General features: G+C 62.7%; 27 protein-coding genes, 1 tRNA gene and 1 other RNA gene. 14 read left to right on the top strand and 15 right to left on the bottom strand.

Annotated elements, in window-relative coordinates; translation table 11 throughout:
- Nucleotides 1-126: 126 nt before the first annotated feature.
- Complete coding sequence (locus tag HMPREF3227_RS08315; protein WP_066512067.1) at nt 127-1743, bottom strand: AbgT family transporter; 1617 nt, start codon at nt 1741-1743, stop codon at nt 127-129.
- Between the two features lie 173 nt (nt 1744-1916).
- Between HMPREF3227_RS08315 and ftsE the strand changes: the two genes are divergently transcribed.
- The 6 genes from ftsE to ssrA all read left to right on the top strand — a co-directional run bounded on the left by ftsE (nt 1917) and on the right by ssrA (nt 5344).
- Nucleotides 1917-2606 (top strand): cell division ATP-binding protein FtsE, encoded by a 690-nt coding sequence (ftsE, locus tag HMPREF3227_RS08320; protein WP_066512074.1) that lies wholly within the window; start codon nt 1917-1919, stop codon nt 2604-2606.
- On the top strand, nt 2606-3508 hold the full coding sequence (gene ftsX, locus HMPREF3227_RS08325; RefSeq protein ID WP_066512078.1) for a permease-like cell division protein FtsX: 903 nt from the start codon (nt 2606-2608) through the stop codon (nt 3506-3508). Before ftsE ends, ftsX begins: the two co-directional genes overlap by 1 nt.
- A 93-nt stretch (nt 3509-3601) precedes the next feature.
- Nucleotides 3602-4102 (top strand): SsrA-binding protein SmpB, encoded by a 501-nt coding sequence (smpB, locus tag HMPREF3227_RS08330; RefSeq protein WP_066491166.1) that lies wholly within the window; start codon nt 3602-3604, stop codon nt 4100-4102.
- Nucleotides 4103-4123: 21 nt separating this feature from the next.
- Nucleotides 4124-4474, top strand: a complete 351-nt coding sequence (locus HMPREF3227_RS08335) for a DUF488 domain-containing protein (protein WP_066512082.1) — start codon at nt 4124-4126, stop codon at nt 4472-4474.
- Between the two features lie 12 nt (nt 4475-4486).
- Nucleotides 4487-4900 carry a hypothetical protein gene (locus HMPREF3227_RS08340; protein ID WP_066512084.1) on the top strand — a complete coding sequence of 138 codons (414 nt, stop codon included), beginning with the start codon at nt 4487-4489 and terminating at the stop codon, nt 4898-4900.
- A gap of 64 nt (nt 4901-4964) precedes the next feature.
- Nucleotides 4965-5344: a transfer-messenger RNA gene (gene ssrA, locus HMPREF3227_RS08345) on the top strand.
- Nucleotides 5345-5394: 50 nt separating this feature from the next.
- On the opposite strand, the gene HMPREF3227_RS08350 is transcribed toward ssrA, so the two are convergent.
- Nucleotides 5395-5676, bottom strand: coding sequence for a type II toxin-antitoxin system RelE family toxin (locus tag HMPREF3227_RS08350; protein ID WP_066512087.1), 282 nt, complete (start codon nt 5674-5676; stop codon nt 5395-5397).
- Nucleotides 5676-5888: a type II toxin-antitoxin system RelB family antitoxin gene (gene relB / locus HMPREF3227_RS08355; RefSeq protein WP_062040565.1), complete on the bottom strand. Its 213-nt coding sequence runs from the start codon at nt 5886-5888 to the stop codon at nt 5676-5678. Before relB ends, HMPREF3227_RS08350 begins: the two co-directional genes overlap by 1 nt.
- Before the next feature lie 271 nt (nt 5889-6159).
- Here relB and HMPREF3227_RS13325 point away from each other — a divergent pair, with 271 nt between their 5' ends.
- On the top strand, nt 6160-6465 hold the full coding sequence (locus tag HMPREF3227_RS13325; protein ID WP_141681492.1) for a hypothetical protein: 306 nt from the start codon (nt 6160-6162) through the stop codon (nt 6463-6465).
- 30 nt (nt 6466-6495) lie between these two features.
- Here the strand turns inward: HMPREF3227_RS13325 and HMPREF3227_RS08360 are convergent, their stop codons facing one another.
- The gene (locus tag HMPREF3227_RS08360; RefSeq protein ID WP_066512093.1) at nt 6496-6765 is read right to left on the bottom strand and encodes a hypothetical protein; all 270 of its coding nucleotides are present in this window, start codon (nt 6763-6765) and stop codon (nt 6496-6498) included.
- On the opposite strand from HMPREF3227_RS08360, the gene HMPREF3227_RS08365 reads away from it, so the two are divergent.
- Entirely contained in the window at nt 6764-7423 is a 660-nt protein-coding gene (locus HMPREF3227_RS08365) for a DUF6891 domain-containing protein (RefSeq protein ID WP_066512096.1), read from the top strand. The two genes, HMPREF3227_RS08360 and HMPREF3227_RS08365, sit on opposite strands and share 2 nt — an antisense overlap.
- Nucleotides 7424-7472: 49 nt before the next feature.
- Here the strand turns inward: HMPREF3227_RS08365 and HMPREF3227_RS08370 are convergent.
- A tRNA-Arg gene (locus HMPREF3227_RS08370) sits at nt 7473-7545 on the bottom strand.
- Nucleotides 7546-7659: 114 nt separating this feature from the next.
- Here HMPREF3227_RS08370 and HMPREF3227_RS08375 point away from each other — a divergent pair.
- Nucleotides 7660-7920: a cg0963 family protein gene (locus HMPREF3227_RS08375; RefSeq protein WP_231732343.1), complete on the top strand. Its 261-nt coding sequence runs from the start codon at nt 7660-7662 to the stop codon at nt 7918-7920.
- Between the two features lie 273 nt (nt 7921-8193).
- Here the strand turns inward: HMPREF3227_RS08375 and HMPREF3227_RS08380 are convergent, their stop codons facing one another.
- From HMPREF3227_RS08380 to HMPREF3227_RS08405, 6 genes are all read right to left on the bottom strand, one after another.
- A complete protein-coding gene (locus HMPREF3227_RS08380; RefSeq protein ID WP_066512109.1) occupies nt 8194-8529 on the bottom strand; it encodes a hypothetical protein in 336 nt (111 codons plus the stop codon).
- Complete coding sequence (locus HMPREF3227_RS08385) at nt 8530-8808, bottom strand: glutaredoxin domain-containing protein (RefSeq protein WP_066512114.1); 279 nt, start codon at nt 8806-8808, stop codon at nt 8530-8532.
- Nucleotides 8805-9338, bottom strand: coding sequence for a dihydrofolate reductase (locus tag HMPREF3227_RS08390; RefSeq protein ID WP_066512119.1), 534 nt, complete (start codon nt 9336-9338; stop codon nt 8805-8807). Before HMPREF3227_RS08390 ends, HMPREF3227_RS08385 begins: the two co-directional genes overlap by 4 nt.
- The gene (locus HMPREF3227_RS08395) at nt 9338-10144 is read right to left on the bottom strand and encodes a thymidylate synthase (protein WP_197429517.1); all 807 of its coding nucleotides are present in this window, start codon (nt 10142-10144) and stop codon (nt 9338-9340) included. The genes HMPREF3227_RS08390 and HMPREF3227_RS08395 overlap by 1 nt, the downstream gene beginning before the upstream one ends.
- A 59-nt stretch (nt 10145-10203) precedes the next feature.
- On the bottom strand, nt 10204-10890 hold the full coding sequence (locus tag HMPREF3227_RS08400; protein WP_066512124.1) for a hypothetical protein: 687 nt from the start codon (nt 10888-10890) through the stop codon (nt 10204-10206).
- A 126-nt stretch (nt 10891-11016) separates the two neighbouring features.
- Nucleotides 11017-11778 (bottom strand): 3'(2'),5'-bisphosphate nucleotidase CysQ, encoded by a 762-nt coding sequence (locus HMPREF3227_RS08405; RefSeq protein WP_066487678.1) that lies wholly within the window; start codon nt 11776-11778, stop codon nt 11017-11019.
- Nucleotides 11779-11826: 48 nt separating this feature from the next.
- On the opposite strand from HMPREF3227_RS08405, the gene HMPREF3227_RS08410 reads away from it, so the two are divergent.
- Entirely contained in the window at nt 11827-16683 is a 4857-nt protein-coding gene (locus HMPREF3227_RS08410; protein ID WP_066512127.1) for an Lhr family ATP-dependent helicase, read from the top strand.
- A 120-nt stretch (nt 16684-16803) separates the two neighbouring features.
- Here HMPREF3227_RS08410 and HMPREF3227_RS08415 read toward each other — a convergent pair whose 3' ends face one another.
- Nucleotides 16804-17145: a winged helix-turn-helix transcriptional regulator gene (locus tag HMPREF3227_RS08415; RefSeq protein ID WP_066512130.1), complete on the bottom strand. Its 342-nt coding sequence runs from the start codon at nt 17143-17145 to the stop codon at nt 16804-16806.
- A 126-nt stretch (nt 17146-17271) separates the two neighbouring features.
- Between HMPREF3227_RS08415 and HMPREF3227_RS13580 the strand changes: the two genes are divergently transcribed.
- The 3 genes from HMPREF3227_RS13580 to HMPREF3227_RS08425 all read left to right on the top strand — a co-directional run bounded on the left by HMPREF3227_RS13580 (nt 17272) and on the right by HMPREF3227_RS08425 (nt 19317).
- Nucleotides 17272-17658 carry an NAD(P)H-binding protein gene (locus HMPREF3227_RS13580; RefSeq protein WP_197429515.1) on the top strand — a complete coding sequence of 129 codons (387 nt, stop codon included), beginning with the start codon at nt 17272-17274 and terminating at the stop codon, nt 17656-17658.
- 24 nt (nt 17659-17682) lie between these two features.
- Nucleotides 17683-17898, top strand: coding sequence for an NAD(P)-dependent oxidoreductase (locus HMPREF3227_RS13585; protein ID WP_197429516.1), 216 nt, complete (start codon nt 17683-17685; stop codon nt 17896-17898).
- A 159-nt stretch (nt 17899-18057) separates the two neighbouring features.
- Nucleotides 18058-19317, top strand: a complete 1260-nt coding sequence (locus HMPREF3227_RS08425; RefSeq protein ID WP_066512132.1) for an alpha-hydroxy acid oxidase — start codon at nt 18058-18060, stop codon at nt 19315-19317.
- A 322-nt stretch (nt 19318-19639) separates the two neighbouring features.
- Here HMPREF3227_RS08425 and HMPREF3227_RS08430 read toward each other — a convergent pair whose 3' ends face one another.
- Nucleotides 19640-19987: a hypothetical protein gene (locus tag HMPREF3227_RS08430; protein WP_066512133.1), complete on the bottom strand. Its 348-nt coding sequence runs from the start codon at nt 19985-19987 to the stop codon at nt 19640-19642.
- Nucleotides 19988-20057: 70 nt separating this feature from the next.
- Between HMPREF3227_RS08430 and HMPREF3227_RS08435 the strand changes: the two genes are divergently transcribed.
- Entirely contained in the window at nt 20058-20894 is an 837-nt protein-coding gene (locus HMPREF3227_RS08435; protein WP_066512135.1) for a DNA-formamidopyrimidine glycosylase family protein, read from the top strand.
- On the opposite strand, the gene HMPREF3227_RS08440 is transcribed toward HMPREF3227_RS08435, so the two are convergent.
- Nucleotides 20891-21697 carry a PrsW family glutamic-type intramembrane protease gene (locus HMPREF3227_RS08440; RefSeq protein WP_066512137.1) on the bottom strand — a complete coding sequence of 269 codons (807 nt, stop codon included), beginning with the start codon at nt 21695-21697 and terminating at the stop codon, nt 20891-20893. The genes HMPREF3227_RS08435 and HMPREF3227_RS08440 overlap by 4 nt on opposite strands.
- A complete protein-coding gene (locus HMPREF3227_RS08445) occupies nt 21694-22140 on the bottom strand; it encodes a hypothetical protein (protein WP_156452987.1) in 447 nt (148 codons plus the stop codon). Before HMPREF3227_RS08445 ends, HMPREF3227_RS08440 begins: the two co-directional genes overlap by 4 nt.
- Nucleotides 22141-22398 lie beyond the last annotated feature (258 nt).

Here is a 22398-nt window from a genome sequence, read left to right on the forward strand (position 1 = left end):
TCTATTACAAAGACGCCGAGGGTCGGTTCTGGAAGCGCCGGAAGTTCGGGCCGGACCTGCCTTGCACGAATAACTAGGAAAACCACGAAAACCCGCCCCGAGGGGCGGGCGATTCAGCATGCCGTTTTAGCTTGCCGGGTAGGTCATCGGGGTGCCGGGGCCCAGAGGTATGCCGATGAGGTACCAGATGACGAAGAAGATGAACCAGCCCACGAGCATGGAAATCGAGTAGGGCAGGGACAGCGACATGAGCGTGCCCACGCCGGAGCGTTTGTAGTAGCGCTGAAGGAACGTGAGCGCGAGCGCGAAGTACGGCGACATCGGCGTAATGATATTCGTCGGGGAGTCGCCGATACGGAAGAGCATCTGCGCGACCTCGGGGGCGACGGAGACGTACATGAGCATCGGCACGACGACCGGTGCCATGAGCGCCCACTGTGCGGAACCGGACGTGATGAAGAGGTTGAGCAGCGCGACCATGAGCACGAGGCCGGCGAACATGAGCACCGGCGGCAGGTCCCAGGCCTGGAGCAACTCGGAGCCCTTAATTGCGGTGTACACACCCAGGTTGGACCAGCTAAACCACGCGAGGAACTGTGCGACCATGAAGAAGAGCACGATCATAGGCAGCAGGGTTTCGATGCCCTTAGCCATGAAATCCGGGAAGTCCGAGGCTTCCTTCACCGTGCCGACTACGATGCCGTAGACCGCGCCGGCCAGGAAGAAGGCCAGCGCGATGGGCACCGCGATAGCCTTGATGAGCGGCGACTCCATGAACACGCCATCCGGCCCAGCGAACGGCGAGCCCGGGATGAAGATGAGCGCGAAGAACGCGATGAGGAAGGCCACCAGCGCGGCACCCGCGGCCTTGAGGCCCTTGGCTTCGAGCGGGTGGAGGGCGAGCTTCTCCTCGTCGTCCGAGAAGTCGTACTCGTCATCGTCGGACGCGTTGGGCACCGACGACGAGAAATCCAGTTCTTGGGTCTCCAAATTGTCGTGGTCGACGAGCTCGCGCGCTTTGCGCACGATGAAGAACTCCGTCACCGCCGTGATGATGAGCGACAGGACAATCGCGGACGGCACCACGAAGAAGATATTCGCCAGCGCGTTGACCTCGTACTCCGCGTCCACAATCTGCGCGGCGGACGTCGAAATACCCGCGAGCAGCAGGTCCGTGATGTTCAAAATGAGCGACGCGTTAAAGCCTGCTGACGATGCCGCGAACGCCACCATCGCACCCACGATGGGGGAGCGACCGACCGCGTGGAAGGCGGTGGCACCTAACGGGATAAGGATGACATAGATGGCATCGGAAGCAACGGAGCCTGTCACACCGGTGAGCGCAACGACGAAAGTTAACATCTTGGGGCTCACGCGTGCGACCATGGCGCGCACGAGCGCGGACAGCAGGCCCGATTGCTCCGCGACGGCCACGCCGAGCATGACCGCGAGGATAACACCCAGCGGCGGGAAGGACGTGAAGTTGGTGACGGCCTCCGTTACCATCTTCGAGAGGCCCTCAGCGTTGAGGAGATTCGTCACCTTGATCGGCTCGCCCGACTGCGGGTCCGTGGCCTGCAGGCCCGCGAGCGAGCCGAGCCACGAGCTCACCGCCACGACGCCAGCGAGGATGACGAAGAGCCAGAACGGATTAGGCAGCTTGTTGCCGATCTTTTCGATCGTGCCGAGGAATCCGCCAGGCGACTGATGCTCAGGCGGCGCCTGCGTTTGTGATTCGGACATGTTCTCGGCCTTTCTTGTTGACAATTGGGGTCGGGATCGTACGTTCGGATCAGTGTGTAATGGTACACAGGCCCGCGACCTGTGCGAACTCGGCCACAAGCGCAGTCTGTGAAAAGCCTGCCTATCCACGCGGAAGCTGTAGGAATGAAACTTATGTTGCTAGAGTTTCCCCTGTGATCACCTTCGAGAATGTAACCAAGGTCTATAAGGCGTCCGCCAGGCCCGCCCTGGGCGACGTCTCCTTCACGATCGAGGACGGCGAGTTCGTCTTCCTCATCGGCCCGTCCGGCTCCGGCAAGTCTACCTTCCTGGAACTGCTCGTCCGCGAGACGAACCTGACCCACGGCGACATCTATTTCGGCGACTTCCACGTCAATGCTTTGAAGGGCGGCCAGATTAACCGTCTGCGCCAGTCCATCGGCTACGTCTTCCAGGATTTCCGCCTGCTGCCCAAGCTTAACGTCTACGACAACGTGGCGTTCGCGCTCGAGGTTATCGGCAAGTCGAAGAAGGAGATCAAGGAGGCGGTGCCCGAGGTGCTCGACCTCGTGGATCTCGACTCCAAGGCGCACCGCCTTCCCAACGAGCTCTCCGGCGGCGAGCAGCAGCGCGTGGCCATCGCCCGCGCCTTCGTCAACAAGCCAGCGCTCGTCCTTGCCGACGAGCCCACGGGCAACCTCGACCCGGCCACGGCCCAAGACATCATGACGCTGCTCGCGCAGATCAACCGCACCGGCACGACCGTCATCATGTCCACGCACAACGCGCGCACCGTCAACGAGATGCGCCGCCGCGTGCTCGAACTCAACAACGGCAAGCTCGTCCGCGACGACGAGCACGGCGTCTACGGGGAGGCCTTCTAATGCGACTCGGATATGTTCTGCGCGAGGCCTTCCGGGGGCTCGGACGCAACCTCACCATGACCATCGCGCTCGTCATCACGACGGCGATTTCCGTCGGTCTGCTTGTCGCTGGCGTGCTCGTCACGCAGATGACCGAAGACACCAAGGACATCTACCTCGAGAAGGTCGAAGTTATGGTCCAGCTTGACGAGCCCACGTCCGCGAATGACACGACCTGTGAGCATGGCGCCTGCGCCGACGTAAAGAAGAAGCTCGAGGCTGACGGCGGCGTCGAGTCCGTCACCTACCGCAACCGCGAGGAGTCGTACAAGCGTTTCGTCGAGGTCTTCCAAGAGACCGACCCGCTGCTCGTCGAAGAGACCTCCCCGGACGCGCTGCCCGCCGCCCTCCACGTGCGCCTCGTCGATCCCACGGATACTTCCGCCATCGACGCCATCACGAACGACCCCGGCGTCGACACCATCGTCGATCAAGGCGACGAGGTCCGCTCCGCGACCTCCAACCTCGACACCATCCGCAACGCGACCTTCATCCTGGCACTCGTCCAGGCCATCGCCGCCATCTTCCTCATCGCGAACATGGTGCAGATCGCCGCGTTCAACCGCTCGCGCGAGATGTCGATTATGCGCATGGTCGGCGCTACCCGCTGGTTTACCAACGCCCCCTTCGTCTTCGAGGCCGTCCTCGCCGTGCTCTTCGGCACCGTCCTCGCTGGCGTGGGCGTCTACCTGGGCAAGAACTTTGTCCTCGACCCGTCGTTGAAGAACCTCTACTCCTCCCAGCTGCTGGCGCCCATCCGGGACTCGGATATCTGGGTCGCCATTCCCCTCATCGGCGCGGTGGCCATCGTCTTCGCCGCCCTTGCCGCCTGGGTTACCTTGCGTGCCTACGTGCGCAAGTAGCTTCCCGATGCCCCCTTGCACCCCGCGGCTGCCCGCCGCGGGGTTCGTTGGTTTTAGGGCTGGCGTGCACGCGCCGGTACAATAAGACGGATTATGGCGAAGAAAGCAAAGAAGAAGAAAGCGGTCGACAATAACTCGACCCTGGCGACCAACCGCCGCGCTCGCCACGACTTTAAAATCCTGGACACCTACGAATGCGGCATGGTGCTTGTCGGCACTGAGATCAAGTCCATGCGCGAGGGCAAAATCTCGCTCGTCGACGCGTTCGCGACCATCGACGACGGCGAGGTCTACGTGCGCAACCTCCACATCCCGGAGTATTCCTATGGCTCGTGGACGAACCACTCGCCGAAGCGCACCCGCAAGCTGCTGCTGCACCGCCGGGAGATCGACAAGCTTATGGGCCAGGTCCGCGACGGCAATAAGACGCTCATCCCGCTGCGCGTCTACTTGAAGGACGGCCGCGCGAAGCTGGAACTTGGCCTGGCACAGGGTAAGCAGGACTACGACAAGCGCGAGGCTATCAAGCGCCGCGACCAGGATCGCGAGATTACCCGCGAGCTGGGACGCCGCATCAAGGGCATCAACGCCTAAAACGCGCGTAGCCTGGGGCCCATGATTTATACGGCTAAGGCACACGACGTCGTTAAAGGCGAAGAGAAGACTCACGGCGTAACGGTCCTCGTCGACCGTCTATGGCCGCGCGGTATCTCCAAGGACAAGCTGGCCCCGGATCACTGGTTCAAGGAGGTCGCGCCCAGCCCCGGCCTGCGCACGTGGTGGAACCATGACGAGGACTGTTTCGGCGAGTTTAAGAAACGCTATCGCGCCGAGCTCGAAGAAAACGACTCCGAGGATATGAACGAGCTGCGAAAACTCGCCAAGGACGGCGATGTCACGCTGCTCTTCGCCGCGAAGGACCGCGAGGTCAACCACGCGGTGGTGCTGGCGGACTACCTGCAGTAAAAGGCGGCATTCATGGACCGCTCTTTTGACCTCGCTGCGTTCGTCGCGAAGATGGACGAGCTGATTAACCGCTATGTGGCGCCGGATCAGGGACTGTCGCCCGAAGACGTCAACGTGTGGGCGGCGTGGTACACCCAGGACTTCGTCTATCTCATCATCGAGGCACAGCAAGGCGGGACGACATATATCGGTTACGAAGTGGACTTCGGGCGAGCCCACAGGGACGTCTCGGCGGAAGTAGAGACCGCTGTTCATGCTTGGGGTGACCAGATGGCGGGTGACTCATTCGTTGGTGTTGTCCCGTTTGACTCCTCCGATGTTATTTACTGGTGGGATGCACGGTTGGTGGCCAAGGACGTCCCGCGAACATTAGCCGACATCGACGGCGCGGTAGAGGCGGCATCGGAAAGCTGGTTGCTGGAATAGGCCGACGTGGGGTAGCGTTATACGAACTGTAGAGAGCGCACAATCCCGCTCTACTGCAATGCATGGGGTTGATATGGTTTCGACTTCGTACATTGAGCCAGGGGAAGCGTGCCGGTGCAGGCTAGAGACCACCGTTAAGCGTCGTAGCAACCAATAAACGCAGAGAAGAACTCTCAGCGTGACTTCGCCCTCGCTGCCTAATTTCAGCGACGCGAGTCTGTCAGCCCGGGTTTAGTTCCTGACCCGGATCCTGGCATCGACTAAGGAACTTGCTCCGCCGGCTTGTCGTTCGGCCGACGGGGGACTTTCAGAGCGACTGGGCCCATCATCCGGAACGAGTTTGCCCGAGCCGGAGGGCCGAGTAGAGATCCTGTGCGAACTGCGCACGGAGAAGCCCTGGCGAGGTGACGAAGGACCCGGGTTCAATTCCCGGCAGCTCCACCGAAGGCGAGCCCCAGACTGAGAAGGTCTGGGGCTCGCTTCTTTTGTTCCGGTTAGCGATAGATCGTGTCGCGCCTTCCACCAGCAAAAACCTCGATCGTGATGGTTGATTCGTGAATGAGCGCGAGGATTCGATAAGCGCCGACACGGTAGCGCCATTCGCCAGATCGATCGCCTGTGAGGCCTTTGCCGAAAGCACGCGGATCGGCACAGCCTTCGAGATGGGTTTTCATCCAATTAAGCAGAAGCCGCGCATCGAACCGGTCCATCTTCTTGAGCTGTTTCCGAGCCGAGGCGGTGAGCTTAACTCTGTAGCTAGGGCCGTTGGCTGACATTAATCAAGCTCTTCGAGGACATCATTGATGCTAAAACGCTGTCCGTCATCGGCTTCGATGGCGGCTCGAAGTTCCTGAAGGTCGGCATGGTCTTCAATTTTTTCTAGCATTGCGCTTCGGGCGAATTCCGAGATCGTTGTGCCTTCGAATCTGACATACTTGCGGACGAGCTCGGCGTCTTCGTCGCTCATGCGTACGGTCATGGTTGTCATTCGATTCTCCCTTCTCTTCAGCGCTCTGAATACATCGTATTCGCCCCTCGGGAATGCGGCAAGGGGGCTTTCCGCCTCGATGTGCTCACAATTAGGATGCACAGGTCGCTTGTACCATCGCTGCCGGGCGACATTCAGGTGAAGGTGTCCGAGGGTTGTAAAGGTCCCAAGAAACATCATGAAGTGTGTGTTAACTTGCGAGTGGGGTCAGACCCATACCGACCACATCGTTCCTGTAGCGACTGCCCCTAAGAATTAGGAGAGATCTAGCTTGAGTCTTCACAAGATCCTGTGGGTTTGTGCAGGTGTTGTGACGCTGATCATGGGCATCGGAAGTGGAATCCATTGGGTGCTCGGCGTTGCCCTTTTCTTCATCGCTGCCGTAGCAACAGCACGGTTCATTGCTGCAAAATCGGAGCTAGCAGGCGGACGAGTGGCTATCGGTGTGCTTGCCGCCTGCGTGGCTGTTGGCTATTTCTTTCCGCTCGTCCTGCCGCTCGCTTATATCGGATACGTTGCATGGACGTGGTATTCGCTTGCGTCCGGTGATGAAGGCGCGGCTGCCGTGCAGGGATAACCGCTGGGTTGAATTCCCGGCAGCCTTGCTTCATTTGTTTTGTTGGCGGCCGACGTTGATGGAGGGACCCTCGACGCAGTGCGCGGCGGTGAGTACCCGCTCGGGCGCGATAGCTGTGCCGGTGCGCTTGTGCGGCGTGCCGTCCGGGGTGTCGGAGATGCGGACCTGACCGAGGGCGATGGCGCCAGCCTTGCCGCTGCCGATGCCCAGCGTCGCCGCAGCTGCGAGGGTGAGAGCTCCGAAGGCACGCGAGGGGCGGCGCGCCGTGGCGGAGAGTTTTTCTTTATGCTGTGGAGGCATGGAGATTTCAGATTCGCTGCGCCAGCAACTCAACCATTGGATCCTTCCGGGATTCATGACCTTGGACGAGGTCCACGAAGCCGTGGATGACAACGAACTCGAAGACGTGTATCCCAATGATGATCCGCACGCGGCCGCCGAGCAGGTGTGGGAAGAACGCAAGGCCCAGGAGTCGGAGTGGGAGCACCCCACCGATTACGACCGGGTGAAGGCTGCATTCGATGAGATGGAAGACCAAGGGCTCGTGACGGGAATGAGCCTTGGATTCGATGTCAGTGACTGTAACGAGCTGCTTGGGGAGGAACGCACCCAGGTCGATGTGCCGGAGGGGGAGTATCCCTATCGTGAATGGGCATCGTGTGGCTTTCACATGCAGGATGCCGAGGGACTGGCGTACGAGCCGACGGAGCTCTATCTCGTTTTCGGTGCGTGGGTGCCGGGCCCGCCGATTGCTGGTGAGGTCGACGCCGAGAAGCTGCGCAAAGGCCACCCCGAGCGGAAGGACGAGTGGGCACGGATGGACGCCGCACTGGGTCGGTTCCTCGTGGACATTCTTAAGCGTCACGACCTCGAGGTGGAGTGGGACGGCGACCCGCGCGGGCGGATTCAGCTGCTCAACCTCACGTGGTGCAAGCCGTTGCCGACTGAAGGTGCCTAAGCCATCAGAAATGCATGTAGCAGATTTGCACATTCGTGGGAAAATTGTGTGCCCCAGAGAGGATTCGAACCTCCGACACCGGCTTTAGGAGAGCCGTGCTCTATCCCCTGAGCTACTGGGGCGGGGTGATATTTTCCTCCTCACTGGAGGGGGTAATCACGAGAGTCTAGACTACCAGCACCGCCCGCGCTGTCCCTAAATCGGATAACTTGTTGAGTATGGTTAACGATCCCAATGTGAGGTTTCACGATGTCCAGCGCCGCGAAATTGTCACCGAGCTGGTGACGAAGGAAGGCGTGAAGACGCTGGCCGTGGAAAAGACGGTGCCGGGTGGTTCCACCGAGCGCATCCTGCTGCTCAATAAGGTGGACGCGCAGCGCCTGAAGACGGCACTGGAGGAGTACCTCAACACCGTCTACGCGTCCGAGATTTCCGGCATGGCGGGCACGCTGTCGCCGGCAGATATGGTCGAGCTTTTCGGCGAAGACGACGAGTAATCGGGCGTGGTGTCGCGATGCGTCTTAGCGCGCCGCGACGAAGGCCGCGAAGTCGGCGAGAGCCCGCTTGAAGAGCGCCTTGTAATGGGCGGAATCCGCGGGGGGAGGTAAGGCCCTTGACCTCAGCGGCGACGGTGGTCTTGCCGGGCGTGCGGGACTGGATGTTCATGGACACGCTGGCCGAGGAACCGTCCGGCGCGGTGGGGCTCGTGGCCGTCACGCGCCAGTAGTTCCACTTGGCCGTCTCGCTGATGCGTGGCTCGCCGTCAAGAATTAGAGGGAGCTGTGGTGCGAACTCGGCCCAGGCGGCGGCGATATCGGCCTGCGCGCCGGGACGGTCTTTGAGGCATTCGCGCCGAAGGAGCCGTCGCAGCGCTCGCCGGGGACGCGGCGGCCGATGTGCTGCTCAAAAGAGACGGCAACGCCCTGGGCCCACCATTCCAGGTTCTTGCCCTTGAGGACGCCGTCCGGCTGGGCGGCGAGGGTGGCGCGGAGGTGGGAGAGGGCGGCATCGGCAAGCTGGGCGTGGTTGTGGGCCGGGTCGAGGAGCTTCACCCATTCTTCGCCCTGGATGCCCGTGGAACGGGCTACGGTATCCCAGGTCGCCATTTACGCGGTGAGCTCGGCGTACTTCGCGCGAACCTCGGAGGCCGGCGGGTTGGTGACGTGCGTGCCATCAGAGTAGAGGACGGTGGGGACAATGCGGTTGCCGTCGTTGACGGACTTAATCCACTCGTTGATGTCCTCGGTGCCCTCGGCCTCCGCGTCGACGAGGTCGTACGGGGTCTCCGAGCGGTCCAGGTTCTTGCGCAGCTTGGCGCAGAACGGGCACCAATCGGCGTAGAAAATAGTAACGGGTGCGTTGGTCTCAGGGGTCTGGACGGTCATGCGGAGATTTTCCTTTCGTAGGTGAGGAACTTGTACTTCAACGGTAGTTCGCTGGGCGGTATTCCCGGCAGCTCCAGGTGGCCCTTCTCGGACGTAAGCCAACCGGTTTCGGCCGTGAGCGAGAAGTGCGCGGGGATTTCGGGGGCGAAGACGGCGTCCTCGCCATAGGCCTCGGCGACATTGGCGTCCATGAGGGTGATTTCCACGCGCTCGACCTGGCCCAGCGTTGCGGCGTAGACCTGGCCGCCGCCGATGATCCAGGCCTCATGCGGAGCTTTCTGTAGGTCGCGGAGGACCTCCGCGCCGGCGGACCATTCGCCGGGCAGCTGGCGCGAAAGGATGTAATTATCGCGGCCGGGCAGTGGGCGGAACGTGGGGTTGAGCGACTGCCACGTCTTGCGGCCCATGACGACGGGGGCGCCGAGGGTGACCTCCTTGAAGTGGGCGAGGTCTTCTGGCACGTGCCAGGGCATGGTGACGCCGTTGCCAATGCAGCCGTCGAGCGACTGTGCCCAAATCGCGCCCCACATTAGACGGACACCGGAGCCTTGATCGCAGGGTGCGGGTCGTAGCCCTCGAGCTCGAAGTCGGTGAAGTCGTAGTCGAAGAGGCTGGCGGCCTTGTTGAGCTTGAGCTGCGGGTACGGGCGCGGTTCGCGAGTGAGCTGTTCCTTGACCTGCTCGACGTGGTCGTTGTAGATGTGGCAGTCGCCGCCGGTCCAGATGAGGTCGCCCACCTCAAGGCCGGCCTGCTGGGCAAACATGTGCGCCAGGGCCGCGTAGGACGCGAGGTTAAACGGCACGCCCAGGAACATGTCCGCGGAGCGCTGGTAGACCTGCAGGCTGAGCTTGCCGTCGGCGACGTAGAGTTGGAAGAGCAGGTGGCAGGGCATGAGCGCCATCTGGTTGAGCTCCGCGACGTTCCAAGCAGAGACGATATTGCGGCGGGAGTCCGGGTTGTTCTTGAGCGTGTCCAACGCGCCTTGAATCTGGTCGATGTGGCTTCCGTCCGGGGTGGGCCAGGAACGCCACTGCACGCCGTAGACGGGGCCGAGCTCGCCGTTCTCATCGGCCCATTCGTTCCAGATGCGGACGTTATTGTCCTGGAGCCACCTGACGTTCGAGTCGCCCTTCAAGAACCACAGCAGTTCGCCGATGACCCCGTGGAAATAGACCTTCTTTGTGGTCAGCAGTGGGAAGGACTCCGCCAGGTTGTAGCGCAGCTGCGCGCCGAAAATGGAGCGCGTGCCCGTGCCGGTGCGGTCGCCTTTGGGCGTGCCTTCCTCGAGGATGCGGCGCAGGAGGTCTTCATACGGGGTGTCGATCATGGTGCTCAGTGTAACGTCCAAATACAACATTGTGAGAGTCCTAGACCGCACCAGCATGGGGCAGCGTACTATTCGTGCTTCTCTTCCGGTGCCGACCCTCGCTCGAGCGCTTCTTTTTCGACAGGCAATGCTCTTGGCGAGTGGTCACGATTAAGCAAAGTCGGGAGAGTGTTCATAAACATCATTCCCAGCCCTCCTACACCAAAAAGTAAGACAATCCACTCGCGGTCAAGGACGAGCGCGACAAGGGCAATAGTGAGAAGACCGAGAATAAGCACGGCTGAGATGTACTGTCCGCGCGGCACGGCCTTTTCATCGATACGTGCATTGGCCCGCATGACGTCGGCAATAGCGTTCTCGCGGTTCGCAGCAGCTGTAGTGGCTTGAGCCGCCATGTCGAGGATAATCTGCGGTGCCGTCGGCTCAATATCCTTGTAACGGCCAAATTCTTCAGCTGAAGGCAAGGGGCCACTGTGGTATTGCGAGATTACCTGCTCGACAATTGCAACCTTTTTCGCCTTGTCCTCGGGCGAATCATCATCGTCTACGAGTTCCGCGAGTAACGCGTCATCGATTGTTGGATGTTTTGGCCCACCATCTTCCACGCCTTCGTCTGGATTTCGGTCGGCGTTGGCAGCATTGTCCCTAGGGTCATCTCGGGGTGACTGCGGCGAGCTGGGAGATATGTCATCGAGGTCTTCCCGCTCGTGATGACGCGGCGCAGGCTCTGGCCATTCAGCATGGTCACGGGTCATGCACCTTCTTCCTTCCTTGTGAAGACAACGAGTAGAAGTAACTTTATGGTTCGTAGTCTTCTTGGTGGTTAATTAACTGGAAGATCTAGTTTAATTTTCGGCGTCCAAAACGGCAATGTAGATAGTTTAGTTGTACCCGCCGTTGGCCTCCGCGAACTCGGCGGCCGCGGCGAGGACCTCGTCCTTGATTTCCGGGCGGCAGATGACCAGGTCCGGGATGAAAGTGTCTTCGTTGTTGAAGGTGATGGGGGAGCCATCGAGGCGCGAGCAGTGCAGGCCTGCGGCGCGGGCCACGCCCACAGGTGCCGCCTGGTCCCACTCGTACTGGCCACCGGCATGGATATAGCCGTCAAAGTCGCCGAGGAGGACGTGCATGGCCTTCGCGCCTGCGGAGCCGACGCCCACGGTCTCGTAGCCCATCTTCTCCGCGATAAAGCCGGCGACCTGCGGCGGGCGGTTGCGGGAGACCACGAACCTCTTCGACATGGGGCCGGTCACGGCGCGCACGTCCGAGGACTTGAACGTCACGCCCAGGTCCGGCATGCCCACGGCGGCGTGCTCCGGAACGCCGTTGATGACGAGGGCGATGTGGATGGCCCAGTCTTGGCGGCCGGTGGAGAATTCCTTCGTGCCGTCGATGGGGTCGACGATCCACACGCGGTCCTTCTTCAGACGGGACATGTCATCCGTGGCCTCCTCGGAGAGGAAACCATCTTCGGGGCGGTGCTGCTCGAGGACGCGGGAAATCCATTCCTGCGCGAGGACGTCACCAGCGTCACCCAGCTCAAGGCCACGCAGCAAACCGCTGGTGCGCACGCCTTTAAGGATTTCGCCGACGCCTTCAGCGATGTGGTTGGTAAGACGAGAATCTGTAAGTTCGCGGGTCATGGGAATTAGCCTACCTTGCCATGTCGGTCGCCGCGCTACAGTGAAGGAATGACTGACGCCGTCCTCGCTCAATTCCGGCCCGCCGTCCGGGGCTGGTTCGAGGATGTCTTTGCCCGCCCCACCGACGTCCAGGAGCAGGCTTGGCGCGCCATTGCTGCCGATGCCCACGCGCTCGTCGTCGCCCCTACCGGTTCCGGCAAGACCCTCGCAGCGTTCCTCTGGGCGCTTAATAACTTGGTCGAGCGCGAGGGCCAGACGGCACTGCCGCTTCCCGGCGCGGCGTCGGCTGGCGCCGCCGCCGGAAGTCATGGAGGAGTGAAAGTCCTCTATATCTCGCCGCTCAAGGCACTCGGCGTGGACGTGGAGAATAACCTGCGCGCGCCCTTGACAGGCATCGCGCGCAAAGCGGAGCGCCTGGGCGAGGAGGTTCCGGATATCACGGTGGGCGTGCGCTCGGGCGACACCCCGCAGGCTGAGCGCAACCGGCAGGTGCGCCGCCCGCCGGACGTGCTCATCACGACGCCGGAGTCGGCCTACCTCATGCTCACGTCCAAAGCGGCGGGCATCTTAAAGAGCGTGGATACCGTCATCATCGATGAGATTCACGCGCTTGCTGGCACGAAGCGCGGCGTGCACCTCGCGCTGACCCTGGAACGCCTGGCGCAGGTCGCCGGTGAATTCCAACGCATCGGGCTGTCGGCCACGGTGCGCCCGCTCGAGGCTGTTGCGAACTTCCTGGGCGGCGGGCGCCCGGTGGAGATCATCGCGCCGCCGGCGGAGAAGCGCTGGGACCTCACTATTCACGTGCCGGTCGAAGACATGTCGGACCTACCGGTGCCGGAGGCCGGCTCGACGATCGGCGAGATGACCGTCGACGACCCGCTGGGGATAACCGGTGGTCCGCTGCCTCAGCCGCGGTCGGATTCCGGGCTGGGGCGCCAGGGCATCGACGCCGGGCCCACCGAGTCCGCGCTGCCCACGGCGAAGTCCATCTGGCCGTTTATCGAGGACAAGCTGTACAAAGAGATCATGGCGCACCGCTCGACGCTCGTCTTCGTGAACTCGCGCCGCACGGCAGAGCGCGTAACGAGCCGGCTCAACGAGCTCTACGCGGCGGAGCACGATCCGGACTCGCTGTCGTCGGCGTCGCGTCGTCCGCCGTCTCAACTCATGGCGCAGTCAGACGTCGTGGGCAAGGCCCCGGCGGTTATTGCGCGCGCTCACCACGGCTCCGTGTCCAAGGACGAGCGCGCCATGACGGAGACGATGCTCAAGGAGGGCACGCTCAAGGCGGTTGTGGCGACGAGCTCGCTGGAGCTCGGCATCGACATGGGCGCGGTGGAGCTCGTGGTGCAGGTGGAGTCACCGCCATCGGTGGCCTCTGGCCTGCAACGTGTGGGCCGTGCGGGGCATGCGGTAGGGGCGGTATCGGCAGGCTCGTTTTACCCGAAGCATAGGGCGGACCTGCTGCAATCCGCGGTGACGGTGCGGCGCATGCGCGAAGGCCTTATCGAGGAGCTGAAAACCCCGCGCAACCCGCTCGACGTCCTTACGCAACAGACCGTCGCGGCTGTCGCTGCGGCGGGCGAGGACGGCCTCGACGTGGACGAGTGGTACGAGACTGTCCGCCGCGCCTGGCCTTACCGGGACCTGGCACGTGAGGTCTTCGACTCCGTCATCGACTTGGCCTCGGGCGTGTATCCCTCGACGGATTTCTCGGAGCTCAAGCCCCGCGTCGTCTATGACCGGATCACGGGCATGCTGACGCCGCGCCCGGGTGCGCAGCGCGTGGCCGTGACCAGCGGCGGCACCATTCCCGACCGCGGCATGTTTGGCGTCTTCTTGGTGGGTGGCGCGGAAGGCGGCGCACCCCGGCGCGTGGGTGAGCTCGACGAGGAGATGGTTTATGAATCCCGCGTCGGCGACATCTTTACGTTGGGCGCCACGAGCTGGCGGATTGAGAACATCACCCGTGACCAAGTGCAGGTCACGCCTGCGCCGGGGAATACGGGACGCCTGCCGTTTTGGAACGGAGACGCCGCTGGCCGCCCGTACGAGCTGGGCAAGGCCTTGGGTGCTTTCCGCCGTGAGGCCTACTCAGACCCGTCGCTCATTATTGACTCGGACGAGTGGGCGCGCGATAACCTGCTGGCCTACCTGCGCGAGCAGGAGGACGCGACGGGGCTTATCCCGGACGAGAAGACGCTGCTGCTCGAGCGCTTCAAGGACGAAGTAGGGGACTGGCGGCTGGTCCTTCACACGCCGTTCGGCCGTCCCGTCAATGCGGCGTGGGCGCTTGCCGTAGGCGCGCGGGTGGCGGAGCGCACCGGCATGGATCCGCAGGCGGTCTCCGGCGATGACGGCATCGTGCTGCGCCTGCCCGAGGGCGAGGAAGCTCCGGACGCGTCCCTCTTTGCCTTCGATGCCGACGAGATCGCAGATATCGTGACGGAACAGGTAGGCGGCTCCGCGCTGTTTGCCTCCCGCTTCCGCGAGTGCTCGGCCCGCGCGCTGCTTCTGCCGCGCCGGAACCCCGGCAAGCGCGCCCCGCTGTGGCAGCAGCGCCAGCGCGCGGAACAGCTGCTCGACGTCGCCCGGAAGTACCCCTCGTTCCCCATCATCTTGGAGACCGTCCGCGAGTGCCTCCAGGACGTCTATGACCTGCCGGCACTCACGGAGCTCATGCGGGACCTGGGCCACCGGCGCGTGCGCATCGCGGAGGTCACCGTCGATCAGCCCTCGCCGTTCGCGTCCTCGCTGCTGTTTAACTACACGGGCGCGTTCATGTATGAGGGCGATTCTCCTTTGGCGGAAAAACGCGCAGCCGCCCTAGCGCTTGACCCTGCGCTGCTCGCGAAGCTGCTGGGCACGGTGGAGCTGCGCGAACTGCTCGATCCAGAGATCATCGCGGAGGTCGACGCCCAGCTGCAGCGTCGCACCCCGGAGCGCCGCGCGAAGACCACAGAGCAGGTCGCGGACTTGCTGCGCGTGCTGGGGCCCATCCCGGTCGCTGAACTCGGCGAGCATGCCTCGGTGCCGATGACGGCGCTCGACGCTCTGGGTTCGCGCATCATGCGGGTGCGTATTGGCGGGCGCGAGCACCTCGCGCAGTCTCTCGATGCCCCCTTACTCCGCGATGGCTTGGGCGTTCCCGTCCCGCCGGGCATCCCGGCGCAGCAAGCGACGATCACGGATGCGTTGGAGCAGCTCCTGTCGCGCTGGGCGCGCACCCGCGGCCCGTTTACCCTGCGCGAGGCTGCCGATGCCTTCGGTCTCTCCGTCTCCGCTACCTTCGCCGTTGTCTCTTCGTTGGACAGCGTGTTGGAAGGGCACTACCGCCAGGGTGTCGAAGAAACCGAGTACGTGGCCAGCGAGGTGCTGCGTGTCATCCGATCGCGCTCGTTGGCTGCGGCCCGCGCGGCGACGGAACCGGTCACGCCCGCGACCTATGGACGCTTCCTGCCGGACTGGCAGCAAGTGGCGCCGGTGGGGCAGCAGCCCCCGTTGCGTGGCGCCGACGGCGTGTTTGCCGTTATCGAACAGCTCGCCGGGGTGCGTCTGCCCGCCAGCGCCTGGGAATCCCTCGTTTTGCCCGCGCGTGTGGGGGATTATTCCCCGCGGCACTTGGACGAGCTCACGTCCTCGGGCGAGGTTCTCATCCTCGGCGCGGGCAAGGCCGGCGCGTCCGACCCATGGATCATGCTGCTGCCCGCGGACTATGCGGCGCAGCTGGCTCCTCAGCTGGGCGAGTTCGGTCCGTCCATGCTCCAGCAGTCAGTGCTCGACGTGCTTGCACGTGGCGGCGGGTTCCTTTTTGCTGATTTGCTGGCGGAAGTTCCCGGTAGCCTGGCGGCTCCCGGAGAGCTACGAGAGGCACTCTGGCAGCTCGTCGAGGCTGGGCTCGTCGCGCCGGATTCCTTTGCACCGATTCGCGCGCATCTTTCCGGCGGGTCTCGCTCCGCGGCGGCGCACCGTTCCAAGCGCCGGCCGAGCCGTTCGCGCCTGCGCATGGGACGCACGTCCTTTGCCCAGTCGCAGCGTGCCACTTCGACGCCGCCGGACGTGGCGGGGCGTTGGGCGCTGGCGGTGCCGGCGGCATCGGAAGCAACGGCTCGCTCTTTGGCACACGGCGAGGCCTGGCTTGACCGCTACGGCGTGGTCACGCGTGGGAGCGTCGTCGCTGAAGATGTGCTGGGCGGCTTCGCGCTGGCGTATAAGGTGCTTTCCGGATTCGAGGAGTCCGGCAAGGCCATGCGTGGCTACGTCATTGAAGGCCTGGGTGCGGCGCAGTTCTCGACGCCTGCTGTCATCGACCGCCTGCGCGGGCTCGCGGATTCACCGGACGTGACCGGCTGGCCGTCGGGCACGCAGGAGCCGCAGACCTACCTGCTGGCCGCGGCGGATCCGGCGAACCCCTACGGTGCGGCGTTGCCGTGGCCGGAGACGGAGGGCTCGCCCACGCGCGCGGCGGGTGCTTTGGTCGTGCTCGTGGACGGCCTGCCCGTCGCGCACCTCACGCGTGGCGGCAAGACGCTCACGACCTTCCCGGTGCCCGCGGGCATCGATGGCGGCGAGGTCGTGGGCTATATCGTGGCGGCGCTCACTGAGGCCGTCGCATCTGGGCGCCTCTCGCCGCTCACCATCGAAAAGGCCAACGGGGCCTCGGTCTTTGAGACCCCGTTGGCGAATCAGCTGCGCGAGCACGGCGCAGGGATTACTCCGAAGGGCGTGCGGATTTCTGGCAAGCTTTCGACCTCCGTGGCGCCGAGCAGGCGGGGACGGTCGCTTTCCGATGCGCTGGAGTCGGTGCCGGAGGCCGAACCCTCTGATGGTGCTGCCGACGCGGGGCGTGAAGGCTGGCGGTCCGCGCCGGGTGGATTCCGGCCGCGTGGGTATCGGCGCTAGGGATACGACTGGTGCCGCAGCACATCCTGGCTTTGGTTTTGTTGCGTTTGGGGGCTGGTTTGGCGGCGTGAAGCGCCATAAACCCAAAGCTGGGTGAGCGGCGGAGCGTGGATACCAGCGCTAGACGATTTCCTTGGCAACCTGCTGCTGGTAGTGCGTGCCCCATTCGTCCATGGCGTCAAGGATGGGGCGCATGGACTGGCCGAGGGGAGTGAGCGAGTACTCGACGCGGGGCGGGACCTCAGCGAAGACCTCGCGGTGGACGATGCCGGTGTCTTCCATCTCGCGCAGGTTCGACGTGAGGACCTTCTGGCTGATGCCGGTCACGGAGCGCCGCAGCTCGTTAAAACGCATGGTGCCGTCGAGGAGATCGCGCAGGATCATGGCGCGCCAGCGGTTGGACAGAAGCGTGAGTGTCGTCTCGACGGGGCAGGCGGGCAAAGAAGTAAGCGGCTGTTTCATGGCTGTGACCTTGATAGTTTCTTTTTGGTGCCTAGGGCAATTTTGGGTTCCTACTTCCCAAAAGCTACCACATGCGCCTAAGGTTGGCTTCAACGTTAAAGTTAAACCTACTGAAGGAGAACTCCCATGAAGATTGCAGTCATTGCTGCCAACGGCAAGGCCGGCCAGCGCATCGTCAAGGAAGCACAGGCCGCAGGCCACGACGTCACCGCCATCGTGCGTGGCGAGAACCGCTCCGCTGCAACGAACGTCATCACGCGCGACATTATGGACATCACGGCGCAGGACCTCGCTGGCTTCGACGCTGTCGTCAACGCCTTCGGCGCCTTTACCCCGGAGACGCTGCCGCTGCATACCAGGTCCGTGGCACACCTGGGCGACGTGCTCGCCGGTTCCGATGCTCGTCTCTACGTTGTAGGTGGTGCCGGTTCCATGATCGTGGACGATAAGGGCACCAAGCTGCTCGAGACTCCGGACTTCCCGAATATGTTCGTGCCGCTGGCTTCCGCATAGTCGGAGCAGCTCGATTACCTGCGTATGCGTGATGATTTCAACTGGACGTTCGTGTCCCCGGCTGCCGAGTTCGATGCCGAGGGTGAGCGCACCGGGAAGTTTGAGATTGTCGACTCCGACAAGTTCACCGTCGATGCCAACGGCAACAACGAGATTTCCTACGCTGACTACGCCCTGGGCATGGTCAAGCTCATCGAGTCTGGCCTCTACAACCACAAGCGCGTGAATATCCGCCACTAGGTTTCCTCGCATGCGCCCCCCAGTGTCACTTCGGTGGCGCTGGGGTTTCGTGCTGTCTGGGGGAGGACCTCAGTTTGGCGCTATTTCTGTAGAAGAGTAGGAATGAAAGCAGGACCGCTTTCTACGGCCGCACTACGAACCACGAAGAGGAGAACCGTCATGCGTCTCAAGCGTCAATTGCCCCAAGTCTCAGAACTGAAGAACCTCATGCGCTTTGAGAGGCCGACCCTCGACCGTCGCGCCGCGCGCCTTGCGGAGGCCGCTGACGTGTGGGATCTCCGGAAGATCTCCAAGCGTCGCATTCCTAAGGCGGCCTTCGACTATGTGGACGGCGCCGCGCGCGACGAGGTTACCTATGACGAATCGCGGGAGACCTTCCGTTCCATTCGCCTGCTGCCTAACGTGCTCACGGGTGCCACGGAGCTCGACCTGTCCGTCGACATTGCGGGTGGGCGTTCCGCGCTGCCGTTCGGCATTGCGCCGACCGGCTTTACGCGCTTTATGCATGCCGAGGGCGAAGATGCGGGGGCATCGGCAGCAACGGCGGCAGGTATTCCGTTCACGCTGTCGACGATGGGCACGCGGTCTGTCGAGGAAGTCGAGCGGGCTTCCGGCAGCGGCCGCCGCTGGTTCCAGCTCTACCTGTGGAAGGACCGCGCGGCCAGCGCTGAGCTGCTGCGTCGCGCGGCAGCGAGTGGCTACGACACGCTCGTCGTCACTGTCGATACCCCGGTCGCGGGCCAGCGCCTGCGTGACACGCGCAACGGCATGCGCATCCCGCCGCGGCTCACCGCCGGCACCGTTCTTGACGCCGCGTGGCGTCCGGAGTGGTGGTTCAACTTCCTCACGACGGACCCGGTCACCTTCGCGTCGCTGACCTCGACGACGGGTACTCTGGGTGAGCTCGTCAACACGATGTTTGACCCGGGTCTCAACTTCGATGACCTGGCGTGGATTCGCGAGCAGTGGGACGGAAAGATGCTCGTCAAGGGCATCGTCAATCCTGCTGACGCTCGCAAGGTCATCGAGCTTGGTGCGGATGGCGTCGTGGTTTCTTCGCACGGTGGCCGCCAGCTCGACCGCGTGGTCAATACGCTTCGCGCTCTCGAAGCCATCCGCGCGGAGCTCGGCCTCGACGCCGAGATCGTCTACGACTCCGGCATCATGTCCGGCACCGATATTGCGATTGCCCTAGCGCTCGGCGCGAACTTCGTGCTCATCGGCCGCGCCTACCTCTACGGTCTGATGGCGGGCGGGCGCGAGGGCGTCGACCGCACCATCGAGCTGCTCACCTCCGAACTGGAGACTGCCTGCACGCTGCTCGGCGTGTCCTCAGTGCGCGACCTGAAGCGCGAGTACGTCATCACGCCGTGGGAGAGTAGGGCGTCGGTGCCGGGAGTTACTTCCGGCCTCGCCTAAACGCAACGGCTTACGTTCTGTGTCTGTTCGGAGTTAACCGACAGTGCAGTGGTCCGCACAATTGGAGTTGGCTGAATCCGGGAACGAGCGTGATGCGGCGTGATAGTCGGGCCTGGGGAGACGCCAGAAGCTGCGAAAAAGAAAGGGCGGGCCGTCGCATCACGTGCGGGGCCCGTTGCCTAATTGCCACTGAGTGGCTTCGCAACAACAATACCAACGTTGTCGTGTGCGGCGCCAAAATTCCCACGACGACGCACGGATTCTGCTCCGTTGCGAATATCCACAACGCTCCAGGGATGCTGGAGCTTTCTGTGATTTCGAGTTAGCTGCAAGCCCGCTGTGGGTGAGCACCGTAATCCAGATGTGCGCCACAGCAAAGCACAGGCTCGCGGCGGTGAGCAGGTGGTGACGCAGCACCGCGCCGCAACTGATGAACATGACGGCGGGGAGCAGCGCGCGTCCGCATCTCAAATCTGCCCACGCCGAGCGGGAGAACCACGAGGATTATGCACGCACAGCGGGCGATATTCTCGGCCACCGTGAGTGCGACGGGGACGTCCACCGGCGGTTGCGCGTCGCCGTTGCCGCCGGCGAGCGCCCCGATGATATTCGGTACGAGCAACACCACGAGTCGGCCGGCGCCGTAGGCGTTGAGCCAGTTGAATGTCATGATGACTCCTTACGGTTTCAGTGTGGGGCTGGCGTAGAATCGCCAGTCGTTAAAGAAGGAGTGGTGCCGCGTGCCTGAGGGTGATTCCGTCCTGCAGCTGGCCGAACGCATGCAGTTCATGGTGGGCCGCGAGGTGACTAAGACCTCGGTGCGGGTGCCGCGCTATGCGCTCGCGCGCTTTGACGGGATGGAGTGCGTGGCTGTGTGGCCCTATGGCAAGCATCTCTTCATGGAATTCGCGGGCGACGAGGACGAGCCGCTCATCCTCCATACGCATTTGAAAATGGAGGGCCAGTGGCACATCCATTACGCCGGGGACAAGTGGCGCGCTCCCGGGCATACCGCGCGCGTGGTGTTGCAGCTTGCTGATGAACCGCGCGATATCGAGGTCGTCGGTCATACTCTCGGGTTCGTGGAGGTCTATCCGGAGTCGGATTACCTAGGGCGCATCGAGCATCTGGGCCCAGACATCCTCGACCCGGACTGGGAGACAAATGGCGGGCGTGAGGAGGCGATCCGGCGCATCGAAGCGCGCCCGGAACGCGCCATCGGTGCGGCGCTGCTTGATCAGAAGAATGTCGCGGGCATTGGCAACGAGTACCGTGCAGAGGCCTGCTTTATTGCAGGCGTGCACCCGGGGGCATCGGCAAGCACGGTGGATGTGGCCAAGATAGTGGACATCTCGCGGACAATCATGTGGGCCAACCGGTATTCACCCATCCGGGTGACCACGGGCGTGCGGCGCGCCGGGGAGACGACGTATGTTTTTGGGCGCAACAACGCGCGATGCCGACGCTGCGGCACTCCCATCGAGAAGGGAGTGCTCGGTGGCGTCGACGCCCATGGCGATGAAGGCGAACTGGAGCGGATTATTTGGTGGTGTCCGTACTGCCAGGGGACGGCTTAGTTCTTTGCCGGTACCAGGGGACTGTGTGCGGGGGCATCTGAAACATCTGAGTGGCTGAGCTTTCGCTCACGGCGCGCGGAGCGAACCAAGCGGGTAAAGAGCCAGATGCACGCAGTCCATGTGCCGGCGACGACGCAGAATGAACCGATAACGGGCCAATTCGCGTCGGGGAAGGTGGAGGCCAGCGAGGGGAAGAGATTAGTAAGCGTGTGCAGGGCGACGCCAAGCAGCCACCACGGGAAGGGGTTCTTGCGTGATAGTCCGAATGCGGCGAGACCGGTATAGAGCGCATGCCCGAAGGGGTTCCCGACCGTTCGGATAGCGATGCCCGCTGCAGCGCCGACGGTATCGGAATCAAGATCGTAGAGGGTAATGCGCGCAATAAAGGCGAAGTCTTCAACAATGGCAAATCCCATTCCCACCGCGATACCTACATAAACGTAGTCCCGCGCCCGTTCGGGTTTGATGAAGTAGGTGCAGATGAGTAAGACGCCGAGGACCTTGAGTGTTTCCTCGTTGAGTGGTGCGAATCCTGCGGCTTCAAGCCATTGCAAATGGAATTTGGCGTGTATTTCGCGGAGCTGAGTGCCAAAGAATACAGCAGGGCCGGTACAGGCGATGCCCCAGATGAGGCCAAGTACGGCGCCTTTATGTTTGCGGAGTATGAGCCACGAGATGAGCAACAGGACGAGGCCGTTGATGAGACCGGCGAGGAGGCTGGCCTGGAGATACGGCAGCTGGAGCTGAAAGTGGACCGTGGAGGCGAGGCCTACGGTGACGAGTAGGTAGAAGAGGATTCTCATGCGTGCACCTCGATTCGCTCGGCGTATTGCGCGGCATCCGGGCCGTCGAGATGGAAGAAGTATTTGTCACCATCGCGGTCTAGAGCGACAGTGATGTTTCCGAAGTCCTCGATTTGGTACACGCCTTGTCCGCGATCGTCGACGACGGCCTGTGGGAGATGCGACGTGTAGTTGAACGCGCGATGTTGCCGCGGGAGGTATTCGTTGGGTTCTTGGGAAGTCTTGCTGCTCTTGGCATAAATCGTGACGCCATCGCATTCCCAGCTAGGAGTATCTTTCAGGTAGCCGAGGCCTTGCTCGCATTCCAATCCGGGGATTTCCAGGTTGTGAAATGCTACGGCGCTGGTGGGGTTGTGCGGATCGGGCAGAAAAGCGTTGGCTACAGGGACGCCGGCGAAGTAGACGGCGGCGAGAGCCATGATGGTAGGTACTTTCTTGTGCATGTCTTCAACGCTAGAAACGACGCTGTCCGAAACAATCCACCCTGGGGTGGATTTAACGCCGAGTAGGCGTTACTACTCTGGGTGGAGATGACACTTAAAAACTGGTTGCACCAACGGGCCTACGCAAAACACCTCCACGAATTACAAGGAGTAACGAGATGGCGGCGCGTAGCGCTCATTGTCTTTTGTGTGCTTGCGGACGTAGGGATGCTGGTGTGGATGTTGGGCCTGACCCCTGGAAAGTAGACACGTCGGGGG

Source organism: Corynebacterium sp. CMW7794, assembly GCF_001563605.1.
GTDB classification, from domain to species: Bacteria; Actinomycetota; Actinomycetes; order Mycobacteriales; family Mycobacteriaceae; genus Corynebacterium; species Corynebacterium phoceense.